The organism is Polaribacter marinus, from assembly GCF_022662535.1.
GTDB lineage: Bacteria > Bacteroidota > Bacteroidia > Flavobacteriales > Flavobacteriaceae > Polaribacter > Polaribacter marinus.
In genome coordinates this window covers 231,071-243,107 of the sequence record NZ_JAKQYM010000001.1, presented here as the reverse complement: position 1 = coordinate 243,107, position 12,037 = coordinate 231,071, and the positions used below count along the sequence as shown (strand labels likewise).

Below are 12,037 nucleotides of genomic sequence, written 5' to 3'. Positions count from 1 at the left end.
AATTTCTAATTTGTAAAACCAATTAAATCCAATGTTTTTTTACGTTGGATTTTTTTTGTTTTAGTTTCAATAAATTTATCTATAAAATAAACCTCTTTAGGTTGCTCAAACTTTGTAAGAGTTTTATTTTTTTTTATGTTATTCAAAAAATTATTATGCTTTTTTCCTTCTATAATTAAGATTAATTTTTGGCCTAATTTCTTATCGGGAATACCTGCTACAAAAAAACGCTTCCCTATAATTTCTGATAATTTTACTTCTATTTTTTCTGGATATAATTTTATCCCTCCTGAATTAATAACATTATCAAAACGCCCCAACCAATCAAATTGAGTATCTGAAATCAATTGAATTACATCATTAGTTACTACACAATCATTTGCAACGTTTAAAGCTTCAATAACTAAACAATTTCTTTCATCTTTAAAAATTTTTACTCCTGGTAAAATTTGATAAAAACTGGGATTTCCTTTTCTATTATTTAGTTTTTTAACTGCTATATGTGTAATCGTTTCTGTCATACCATAAGTTGCAAAAGCCAGTGTAGAGAGACATTGCAACTTTACCTTAAGTTCTTCTGACACAACTCCTCCTCCAATAATAAGTTTCTTTATTTTCTGCAACTTATTTATTGAATTTTCTACCTGTAAAGGAACCATTGCAGAAAAATCATACTCACGTTCTACCCTTTCTAAAGGAGCAGAATTTGGAGCTATAACATCAATACTCCACCCCAAGGTCATCGCTCTTACCAACATCATCTTTCCTGCAATATAAGATACTGGTAAACACAGAAGTGCTTTTGTATTTTCATGCAAGTCAAAAAACTGACCCGTTACTAAAGCAGAATTAATCATCAACTCTTTTTTAAGTGAGATTGATTTTGGTTTTCCTGTCGAACCAGAAGTTTGCACTACTATAAAATCATCTTTAGAAAACCAGTCAACTAAAAATTGGTAGATTTCATTAGAAAACTGATGAGCAAAGACCAACAACTCATCTACAGAAGCAAATGAAATTCCATTTAATTGAAAATTTTTATGAAAATTATTCTGCTCCAATTTCATCTAAAACTCTATAGTTTTCTTTCAAGTTTACAGGTTTTGAAATTTTCCCAGTTAATTTTTCTAACCAATTATTCCATCCATATTTTTTTGAAAAGACATAGAGCATCAATGGATATAAAACCAATACAGGAAAAAACATTTCCCATCCAACAGAAGGCTCTGAGGTATCTACATATAAAGCATCTGTTTGAAAAACCGTCCAATCTGTAGTTACAATAAAGGCAGCAACAATATTGTTTATCGCATGTAATCCTAAAGACAATTCTGTCCCTTCATCCATTAAGGTAGTAATCCCATAGAAAAAACCTGTTCCAATATAAAAAACCATAGAAATATAACCCAATTTTTCAACTTCAGGATTTGCACCATGTAACAAACCAAAAGAAACAGAAGTTACAATTAATGGGATCCATCTATTTTTAGCCAAAATTCCCAGTCCTTGCATAAAATATCCTCTAAAAAGTAATTCTTCAAACGAAGTTTGAAATGGTAAAAAGAGAAAAGAAATGGCTACCAAAATAAAAAATGGTGCGGGTTTAAAATTCCATACATAATCTTCTGGACTCATTAAAATTCCTAAATAAATAATAACAGTAGCAATAACTCCCCAAGAAACAAAACCAAACCAAAAACGTTTCCAATCTACTTTATTTCTACTTGTAACTAAAGAAGTTATGTTTCTTTTATGTATGTATTTTATTGAAATAAAAAGGAAAATTAAACCGACAAAAAACATTAATATCATTAAAAACAGAAACAAATTACTGTTAATTCCTAATGACATAAAACTATCTTTTGCTGCAATCATAAAAGCTGTAGCGTCCTTAGAGTGAGCTGCTGCAACCATAACTAAAGGAATAATTCCTAAAACTTGCCAACCAATAAAAACTAAAATGATGGTAAAAACCCAATGATACCATTCGTTATTACCTTTGTAAGCTTGTTGTATAAAATTCATTTTTTTATAAATTAAAATTCCATTTCTTAGAATTGTTATAATGTAATGTTCCGTTTTTAACTTGTAGAGGACTCTCAAAATTATTTGTAAACAAACTTCCTGTCCCTAATCCTTGTGGCAATTTACTCTTTAAAGTAAACGTAAATTGCGCTATTGCATTTAAACCAATATTACTTTCTAATGCAGAAGTAATCCACCAATCAATATTATTCTTTTCTGCTAAATTAATCCAATCTTTACTACCAGAAAAACCTCCAATTAAACTAGGTTTCAAAATAATGTATTGAGGCTTTATAGATTCTATCAATTTCTTTTTGCTTTCTGAAGAAAACACCCCGATCAATTCTTCATCTAATGCAATTGGTAATGGTGTTTTAGCACACAATTTAGCCATTTCTTGCACTTGCCCCTGTTTGATTGGCTGTTCTATAGAATGAATATTTAAAGCCGATAAGGCTCTTAATTTTTGCAAGGCATTATTTGGATTAAAAGCACCATTTGCATCTACTCTTAATTCTATTTCTTTAGATGAAAATTCTTTTCTAATCGATTTTAATAAATCTATTTCTGTATCAAAATCTATGGCTCCAATTTTCATTTTAATACAAGTAAAACCAGATTTGAGTTTTTCTTTGATTTGAGTTTTCATAAACTCTTTATCTCCCATCCAAACCAACCCATTTATAGGTATTGATTTTTTTCCTTGAGTAAAATCTGATGGATATAAATTAAAAGAAGTTGCGCTTTTAAGTGATAAAAAAGCTTGCTCTAATCCAAATTGAATTGATGGAAACTCAGAGAGTTCTTTTAATAAAACTTCTAATCCTAAATTAATATTTTTACAAACCCAATTTAATGTATCTTCATAATTAGGAACATCATCACTACTTAAGCCTCTAAATAAGCCTGTTTCTCCAATTCCTTTTTTTTCATTTTTTTCTAAAATGATAAACCAAGTTTCTTTCGTTTTTAAAACCCCCCGTGACGTACCACTTGGATTTTTAAAATTAAGAATGTATTTTTTATAGGTTGCTTTTATCAAAATAAAAAATTATTTTTCTACAAATGCTTTAAAATTATTTAAATATGTTTGGTCTTGCTCTTGAAAAGTTCCTTTAAAATAAGGAAACATACAAGCCATAATATAAGAATCACTTTGACAACTTGAATTTAAAGTTATGGTTGTAATACCATTTTTTTCAGTAAAAACATAATCATCTGTTTTTAACATATTTTCAGCATCAAAAAACAAAGTTACTTTTTGATTTTCTACATAAGCAATGACTTTTTCTGTCATCTCAATTTCTTGTCCCTGATTATCTACAACAATCTTATAGATACTTCCTGTTTTACCTGGATTGTTATTTACAATTTCAAAAGATTTTACTTCAGGAATCCAGTTTTTAATATTTTCTGTTTTATTAAATGTTTTAAAAACTTCTTTTATTGGTTTGTTTACAGAAACTTGAGCCGTATAATTTGTTTCTTTTACAAGTAAACCTGTTGCTAAAAAAGCCAAAACTAAAGCGGTAATGATACCTAAAATTATTTTTATTGTTTTCATTTTATATTTTTATATTTTGTCCAATTTCTAATACAAACAACTCTTTATTTTTTGATGCAAATTTAGATTTTGCTTCGTTCACGTCTATTTCAATAGGAGGAAAAGTATTAAAATGACATGCTATAATTTTATTACATTTCACTAAATCACTTGCAATAATTGCATCTTCAACTCCCATCGTAAACGTATCTCCAATAGGAAAAATAACCACATCAAGCTTTGTACTTAAAGGAATCAATTTCATATCCATAGACACAGCGGTATCACCTGCCACATATAAATTTTTATCTTTTGATGTAATAACAAAACCACCAGGTTCACCACCATAAGTTCCATCGGCAAAAGAAGAGGTATGAATTGCATTTACGTATTTTGCAGAAAAGTGCTCCGTTTTAAAAGTTCCTCCATGATTTAAAGGATGTACCTTTAAATCTTTTGCACCATAATACATCGCTATTTCATAATTAGAAACAATTACTGCTTTTGTTCTCTCTGCAATTACTTCTACATCTAAAACATGATCTTGATGCGCATGTGTTAACAAAATAAAATCTACTTTCAAATTAGAAATATCTATATGAGAAGCTAGTGAATTTCCAGTAATAAAAGGATCTATTAAAATATTTACACCCTTTATTTCTAAAGAAAAGCAAGAATGTCCTAAAAATTTAATCTTCATATCTTAAAATTATATTTAATTTCTAAATCACAAAATTTGACCAATTCCAAAAAGGATTGCAAACAAAAAAGTACTCAATGCTACTTTCTTTAATTCACTGTCTAATTCGGCGGGAACAATATTTTTTTCTACCGTAAAACAGTTTTTTACCAATGGAATAAAAGCAACTAAAAACAATAATTGAAATAGCGTATAAAAGTTTAAAAAGACATAAACCAATGCACAAAGCAATGCTCCAAAAATTAAAAAATAATGATATTTTTTAGCCTTTTCACTTCCTAATTTAACAACCAAAGTGTTTTTATTATTTTTCTGATCTTCTTCCCTATCGCGTAAATTGTTTAAGTTTAAAACGGCTGTACTTAACAATCCAACAGATATTGCGGGCAAAAGAACATACAAATTAACATGTTTTGTATACAAAAAATAACTTCCCATAACACTTAACAATCCGAAGAAAAGAAACACAAAAACATCACCAAAACCACTGTAACCGTATGCTGATTTACCAACGGTGTATTTTATTGCAGCTCCTACAGAAGCAATTCCTAATCCAAAAAACAAAATTGAATATATAAAATTATCTTTACCAAAAGAAACGTAAATCAACAACAAAGCAATTATTAAAGTGATAATTGTAGTAATTAACATAGCTCTTTTCATTTGTTTTGGTGTAATTGCTCCAGATGAAACCATACGAGCTTCTCCTGTTCTATTTTTATCAGAACCCTTAATACCATCTCCATAATCATTGGCAAAATTAGACAACACCTGAAAACCAATTGTAGTAAAAATTGCTAAAATAAATATTGAATAATTTTTTTCATAATGAATACAAAAAGCTTCTAACAAATTATAACCTGCCGGATGAGTATCATTATTAAATCTTGCTAAAAAACTTCCAACAATTATTCCCGAAACAGATAAAGGTAAAGTTCTTAAACGAGCTGCTTTTATATAACTTTTTACATCCATGAATTCTTACTAGTTTCTACTTTAAACAATGTGTAATCATAAATTTTTATTGCTTCTTTTTCTTCTATACATGGAAGTTTAATCTTTCCGGAAGCAGTTTGAAAAACCAAATCTACAACCTTATTTCTTTCTTGAAAAAAAGATTGTTTCATTTTAATGTTTTGCACCTTAAAAAAAGGTAAATATGTAAAATGTGTTTCAATACTTCCTGCACCAACTAACAAAATATCATCACTCATTTTATAAAATCTTTTTTTATAAATTAAATTGATAAAAAAGATAAAAAAAGGTACTAATAAAAAATTACTCAAAAATATTTTAAGATCTGTAAACATAAAATAAAAAGCAATATTTATAAATAATAAGAATATTGAAGTTCTAAAATACATTCTTGTTTTTAAATGAAAATGAGCATATTTTTTTTCTAACAAATCTACATCAGAAAAATTAAAAAGGATTTTTTTAACTTTTTCTACCTGTTCTTTTTTACAACCAACAATTCTTATTAGTTTTTCTTTTTTTTGATTTACTTTACCACTAACAGCTTGTTTAAAAGTAATAAAAGAAATTCCTAAAATTCTTTTTATAGGATTCGTTGAAATGGTAATATTTTGAATTTTATCTTTTTTTAAAATAAACGATTTCTTTGTAAGTAAACCTTGATAAATTTCAAAAGCTTCATCTTTAACAAATACGGTTAAATTAAAATGAAATAAAAATACTCTTACAAAAGAACTTAATATTGCAACAAAAACAAGCAGAATTACAAATACAATCAACACAAAAATACTTTGATGAAATGAATTACTGCTTTCTTTTATATAATCTGCTATCAAATTATCTTTTAGCAATCCTTTAAAAACTTGTTGCAATTGCTGAAATAAACCAATTAATAGTGCCACAAAAATTAATAAACTTTGTATGTGATTTTCTGTTAAACTAATTTTTAATAATTCTAACGGATTGATTTTTAAAAATGGTTTTTCTACCACTTTTTCAGTTTCTTTTTCTAGTACTGCTTTACTTGATGTAAGTTGACTTTTAAGCGCCTTTGCTTTTTCAAAAGACAATGCTTTAATAGAAATTTCTGTTTTATTAGAACCAGCAGTTTCTATATTTACCTCATGGACATTAATTATTTGTTGAATAATATTCTGTTTAAAATTGATGTTCTGAATTCTATCAAAAGAAATAGAAGTATTTGTTTTTTTAAAAACTCCTTGTTTTAGAACAAAGTGATTTTTTTCTATTTTAAATTGAAAATTTTTAAATAATAAATACCCTCTTATCAAAATAAAAATTAAAGTAAGGCCAATTCCTAAATAAATATAAATTAACTTTTGATCTGTAAATTTTGAAAAATCTTTAAATATTAAAAAAAGTAAAATCCAAGAAACTCTAAAAAACTTATAAAGTAGATTTCCATAAATTACTAGAATTCCTTTTTTTGATTGATGAGAAAATTTACTAAAATCAAAAGTATTATTCATTAATTTTCTGACTAATAAATTCTTTAATTTCTAGTGCTTCTTTTTTAGTGATTCCTTTTATTACTAAATCGTCACTACTATCTCCAGCTGTGTAAACACTTAAAGAAGCTAATTTAAAAAACCTAGAAAAAAGCGCTTCATCAACTTCTATATGTTGAATTCTAGAAAACGGAACCGTTGTTAATTTCTTAAAAAATATACCTCTTTTGTATGAAATATCTTTTTCCCTAACGGCAAATTTTCTTTTTTTAAATCCAACAAAAAACAGAAGGGTTATTATAATAAAAACAACTGTATAAGTAATATAAATCAGGTACATATAATTATGAACCTCTTCAAATAAATTAAAAAAATCAATTAAAAAAAGTCCTGTTAAAACCCCAGAAAAGAGTAAAACGATATTCAATAAAATTACTTTTAAATAGTTTTTATTGATATTTTTAAAAATTATTTCTGTAACACTTGGAAAACTAGAAACAGATTTATTTACAAACATTTAAAGTTTATTATTTTAAAGCTTCTTTTATGTGTATAGGTTTATTGCTTTTTAAAGCTTGTACAAAAGCATCAGGATAAATATCTAAAAGAGAAGTTCTATACGTTCTTGCTTCTTTATAGGTAGAAAACATACCCAACCTGTATTTTGTTAAATTTTCTTCTTTATAAATCTGAATATCTTTTATATTATTAAACGTAGCATTTGTGCTTTTTAATGCAGCTATTTGAACGGTGAAAAAAAGTTTAGGAACTTCTTCAATTTCAGTAACAGATTTTACAACAGTATCTTTTACTATAGGGTTTTCTTGCTTAACAGTTTCTTTTTTAATTTCTTTCTTCCCACAAGAAGCGATAATTAAAACAAATAATAACAAATATTTTTTCATGATTACAAATTATTAGCTTCTGCAATTAACTCTGCAATATCTTTCACTAAAACTTCTGCCTCTTTTTCTTTAAATTTAATTCCGTCTGTCATCATTGTATTACAATAAGGACAGCCAGTTGCAATAATCTGAGGTTTGGTTTCTAAAGCATCTTCTGTTCTTAAAACATTAATTTCTTTATCACCTTTTTCTGCATCTTTAAACATTTGTGCTCCACCAGCACCACAGCATAAAGCTGTAGATTTATGACGTTTCATTTCTGTTAAATTTACACCGAGTCTTTTTATTAAATCTCTAGGAGATTCATACTCTTCATTAGCTCTTCCTAAATAACAAGGATCATGAAAAGTAACTCTTTTACCTTTTAGTGTTCTATCATCAATTTTTAAACGTCCTGCTGAAATTAAATTTTGGATGAATTGTGTATGATGAAAAACTTCGTATTTACCACCCAACCCTGGGTACTCATTTTTTAGGGTATTAAATGAATGCGGATCACAAGTCACAATTTTCTTTACTTCATAACCATTTAACACTTCAATGTTCATCATGGCTTGCATTTGAAATAAAAACTCGTTTCCTGCTCTTTTTGCTGCATCCCCCGTGGATGATTCTTCTGTTCCTAAAACTGCAAAATCTACATTTGCTTGATGTAATATTTTTACAAATGCTCTTGATATTTTTTTAGCTCTATCATCATAACTTCCTGCTGCGCCAACCCAAAACAACACTTCTGGTTGCTTACCTTGAGCCATCATATCTGCCATTGTTGGTACGTTCATAACTTTAGTTTTAAATTATTCGTGTTGAGTTTTTGGTGATTGGTTTTTAACAAAAATTAAAAACTTAACACTCAAAATTAATTTTATTCTTCGTTTGCCCAGTTTAATCTATCTTGTTGATTGTATTGCCATGGTGCACCATTATTTTCGATGTTGGTCATCATCATATTTAATTCTTGTGGAGCTGCACTTTCTTCCATTACCAAATACCTTCTCATATCCATAATAATAGAAAGAGGATCTATATTTACGGGACATTCTTCTACACAAGCATTACAACTTGTACATGCCCAAAGTTCTTCAGGGGTAATATAATCGTTTAACAATTGTTTTCCATCATCAACAAAAGTTCCTTTATTAGCATCAATATTTTTTCCTACCTCTTCTAATCTATCACGTGTTTTCATCATGATATTTCTTGGAGATAATTCTTTACCTGTTAAATTTGCTGGACAAGAAGATGTACATCTACCACATTCAGTACATGTATATGCATTCATTAATTGTACCCAATTTAAGTCTGCAACATCACTTGCTCCAAATTTTTCTGGTACTACTTCTTCAGTTCCTTCTGCTGGCGTTGCATAGGGATCTGCATCTGGATCCATCATTAACTTCACTTCGTTAGTAACAGATTCCAAATTTGTGAATTGTCCTTTTGGATTTAAATTTGCAAAATAGGTATTTGGAAATGCTAATAAAATGTGTAAATGTTTTGAATAGTATAAATAATTTAAAAATACTAAGATTCCTAAAATATGCACCCACCAACAAGCTCTTTCTATTATATGATTTGTTTCTGGAGAAAGTCCATCAAACAAAGGAGCTATAAATTGACTGATTGTATTTCCTACTCCTCCTGTTTGAAATATTGTATCTGTGGCATTCATTACCAAAAACAATGTCATTAAAACCATTTCAAAATATAGGATATTATTTCCATCATTTTTAGGCCAACCTTTCATTTCTTTACTTAAGAAACGTTTAATCTTTGATACATTTCTACGCAACCAAAAAATAATAACAGCAACAAAAACGAGTGCTGCTAAAATTTCAAAAGTTCCTATTAAGAAACCATAAAAAGCATCTCCTAAAATACCATGAAATATTCTATGAGTTCCAAACAAACCGTCAATAATTATTTCTAGTACTTCTATATTTATGATAATAAAACCTACATAAACAATAATATGTAAAAACCCAGATAGAGGTCTTCTGACCATTTTAGATTGCCCAAGAGCAATTTTAATCATATTTTTTAATCTCTCTGGTTTTCTATCTGTTCTGTTTACATTTTTTCCTAACTTAATGTTTCTTGATAGTTTGCGAATATTCATCACAAAAAAACCAATTCCTGCTAAAAGTGCTATTGCAAAAATTATGTTTGGTAAGTATTGCATATTGGTTATTGATTTGTATAGTTATAAGAACTATATGTTAGTTGATTTTATTTTTCTTTTTTATTTTCTTCTTGATAGGGTTTTGCTCTTTTTCCAAAAAGAGAAAAGTGAACAAAACGTTTTGGATTTAACTTCATTTCTCTAAGCAATTCTTCTAATTCTTTAGAAACATTTGTTAAATTATTATACATGGCATCATCGGTAACTAATTTTCCTAAAGAGCCTTTTCCTTTTTCTATACCCTCTAATATCGAGTTTACAGAAGCTAATGTTATTTCTGCTTTTCTAACAATATCTCCAATATTAGCATTGACAAGTGTATCAGATATTTTAGATAAATTCTCGGTAATGTTTTTTGTATTTTTAATTGTAGCGCTTAAATTTACAGAACTAGAATCTAAAACACTATTTACAGATTTTACGGTTTTTCTTACATCAGACAGTGTGTATTCTAATGTTTTAATAGATGCCTTTAAACTATTCTGAGTTTTTACATCTAAAATATTATTTATGTTCTTAAATAATGAATCTGCAGTAACTAAAACCATTTCTACTTTTGCTTGTAATGGATCTAATTTTTCTCCGATAGAAGTAAACAAGCCAGGTTCTACCAAACCTTTTAAATAATCTCCATCTACCGCTACTTCTCCTTCATAACTAGGTATAACCGCTAAATTTGAACCAGAAATTGGACTTGGAGAATAAATTTTTACAATACTATTTTTAGAAAATTCAAAATCATTTTCTACAGTAAAACTTACAACTAACTGTCCTTTTTTGGTTGGATCCTCATTAAAATTGATTTTATTCACCATTCCAACTTTTAATCCATTAATAGTTACCAAGCTAGCCTTTGTTAAACCACCAACATTCTTGTATTCAACTTTAAAATTACGAGAACCAGGACCTAAAATATCTTGACCTTTTAGAAAGTTAAAGCCCCAAACAAATGCAACTATTATAATAACTGCTACAATTCCTATTTTTAATTCTTTAGACATACGTAGATAATTAGCAACAAAATTACTGATATTTTTTGGTTGTAACCATTAAATTTACTGCAATTTCTTAGCTTCGTGTACAGAGATTTTTTCTCCATTTTTAAAAGCTACAATAAATGCAGATTTATACCCTTTTTGTTTTGCTTTTTTTAATGATTTACTCACATCTTTATACTGTGAGGTATTTCCGTAATAGTACTTATAAAAAGCACCAACCTTTACTCTTTCTATGTTTTTTAAGCCTTTAAAATTATATGATTTTGTAGCTATTTTATTTTTACCGGAAGCAATTTGTATTTTAAACTCTACTTTATCAATCTTTTTTCCTTCTACAACATTCTCTATAACAGTATTCATTTTAAGATTACTGATATAATTTTCTACCGCATCTGCAATTGCATTGCTCATTAATAATTGCCCTTTCTTTGAGTTTAGAAATCTCCCCTCTTTTTTATTGGTTAAAAAACCCAACTCTACTAAAACACTAGGCATAATTGTTTCTCTTAAAACTTGAAAGTTATCTTGCTTTACTTTTCTATCTAACCTTTTTAGCTTGTAGGCAAAATTATTCTGAATTAAACTAGCAATTGCTAAACTTTTATCTAGGTTCTCTTCTTGTAAAAGAGACAAACCAATAACAGATTCTGCTGAATTAGGATCAAATCCTTTGTAGCGATCTTTGTAATTATCTTCCAAAAGAATAACAGCATTTTCTCTTTTAGCGATCTCTAAGTTTTTTTTATTCCCCCTTAAACCCAATACAAAAGTTCCTGCTCCATATGCGTTAGAAGTGTGAGAATCGCAATGAATAGAGACAAATAAATCTGCTTTTGCATGATTTGCAATATCTCCTCTTTTCCATAAATCAATAAATACATCTTTATTTCTGGTGTAAATAACTTCTATATCTTTCTTTTTCGCCAATTGTTTTCCAACTAATAGAGCTACTTTTAAAGCTATATTTTTTTCTTTATAACCATTTCCTAAATTACCAGGATCTTTACCACCATGGCCAGCGTCTAAAACAATAGTATATTTTTTTTGTGAAAATACCGATAAAGTATTCATCAAAAAAAAGCTTAAAAACAAAAAAAGAAAAATATTTTTTGCTTTGATATTAAATTTGTGTGTTTCTTGAAAATGCATCAATAAAATTTAACTAATTTTGGCAACTTAAATTTGGTGCTTCAAATATTGAGCCATATTTTTACTCTTGTACAAAAATAGTATATAAAGC

The 12,037-nt window shown here is 27.9% G+C and carries 13 protein-coding genes; all 13 read right to left on the bottom strand.

Annotated elements, in window-relative coordinates:
- Positions 1-5 precede the first annotated feature (5 nt).
- The 13 genes from MC378_RS01070 to MC378_RS01010 all read right to left on the bottom strand — a co-directional run bounded on the left by MC378_RS01070 (position 6) and on the right by MC378_RS01010 (position 11,946).
- Complete coding sequence (locus tag MC378_RS01070) at positions 6-1,067, bottom strand: AMP-binding protein (protein WP_242176859.1); 1,062 nt, start codon at positions 1,065-1,067, stop codon at positions 6-8.
- Positions 1,048-2,025, bottom strand: coding sequence for a CPBP family intramembrane glutamic endopeptidase (locus MC378_RS01065; RefSeq protein WP_242176858.1), 978 nt, complete (start codon positions 2,023-2,025; stop codon positions 1,048-1,050). The genes MC378_RS01070 and MC378_RS01065 overlap by 20 nt, the downstream gene beginning before the upstream one ends.
- 4 nt (positions 2,026-2,029) lie before the next feature.
- The gene (locus MC378_RS01060; protein WP_242176857.1) at positions 2,030-3,067 is read right to left on the bottom strand and encodes an o-succinylbenzoate synthase; all 1,038 of its coding nucleotides are present in this window, start codon (positions 3,065-3,067) and stop codon (positions 2,030-2,032) included.
- Positions 3,068-3,076: 9 nt separating this feature from the next.
- Complete coding sequence (locus MC378_RS01055) at positions 3,077-3,589, bottom strand: SRPBCC family protein (RefSeq protein WP_242176856.1); 513 nt, start codon at positions 3,587-3,589, stop codon at positions 3,077-3,079.
- Between the two features lies 1 nt (position 3,590).
- The gene (locus MC378_RS01050; RefSeq protein ID WP_242176855.1) at positions 3,591-4,268 is read right to left on the bottom strand and encodes a metal-dependent hydrolase; all 678 of its coding nucleotides are present in this window, start codon (positions 4,266-4,268) and stop codon (positions 3,591-3,593) included.
- Between the two features lie 27 nt (positions 4,269-4,295).
- Positions 4,296-5,243: a 1,4-dihydroxy-2-naphthoate octaprenyltransferase gene (menA, locus tag MC378_RS01045; protein ID WP_242176854.1), complete on the bottom strand. Its 948-nt coding sequence runs from the start codon at positions 5,241-5,243 to the stop codon at positions 4,296-4,298.
- Positions 5,234-6,733 carry a PH domain-containing protein gene (locus tag MC378_RS01040; RefSeq protein WP_242176853.1) on the bottom strand — a complete coding sequence of 500 codons (1,500 nt, stop codon included), beginning with the start codon at positions 6,731-6,733 and terminating at the stop codon, positions 5,234-5,236. Before MC378_RS01040 ends, menA begins: the two co-directional genes overlap by 10 nt.
- The gene (locus MC378_RS01035; protein ID WP_242176852.1) at positions 6,726-7,229 is read right to left on the bottom strand and encodes a PH domain-containing protein; all 504 of its coding nucleotides are present in this window, start codon (positions 7,227-7,229) and stop codon (positions 6,726-6,728) included. Before MC378_RS01035 ends, MC378_RS01040 begins: the two co-directional genes overlap by 8 nt.
- Before the next feature lie 10 nt (positions 7,230-7,239).
- A complete protein-coding gene (locus MC378_RS01030; protein ID WP_242176851.1) occupies positions 7,240-7,617 on the bottom strand; it encodes an SPOR domain-containing protein in 378 nt (125 codons plus the stop codon).
- Positions 7,618-7,619: 2 nt separating this feature from the next.
- Entirely contained in the window at positions 7,620-8,399 is a 780-nt protein-coding gene (locus MC378_RS01025; protein WP_242176850.1) for a (Fe-S)-binding protein, read from the bottom strand.
- A gap of 83 nt (positions 8,400-8,482) precedes the next feature.
- Entirely contained in the window at positions 8,483-9,799 is a 1,317-nt protein-coding gene (locus tag MC378_RS01020; protein WP_242176849.1) for a 4Fe-4S dicluster domain-containing protein, read from the bottom strand.
- Positions 9,800-9,846: 47 nt separating this feature from the next.
- Positions 9,847-10,800 carry an MlaD family protein gene (locus MC378_RS01015; RefSeq protein ID WP_242176848.1) on the bottom strand — a complete coding sequence of 318 codons (954 nt, stop codon included), beginning with the start codon at positions 10,798-10,800 and terminating at the stop codon, positions 9,847-9,849.
- Between the two features lie 54 nt (positions 10,801-10,854).
- Positions 10,855-11,946, bottom strand: coding sequence for an N-acetylmuramoyl-L-alanine amidase family protein (locus MC378_RS01010; RefSeq protein WP_242176847.1), 1,092 nt, complete (start codon positions 11,944-11,946; stop codon positions 10,855-10,857).
- Positions 11,947-12,037: the final 91 nt, after the last annotated feature.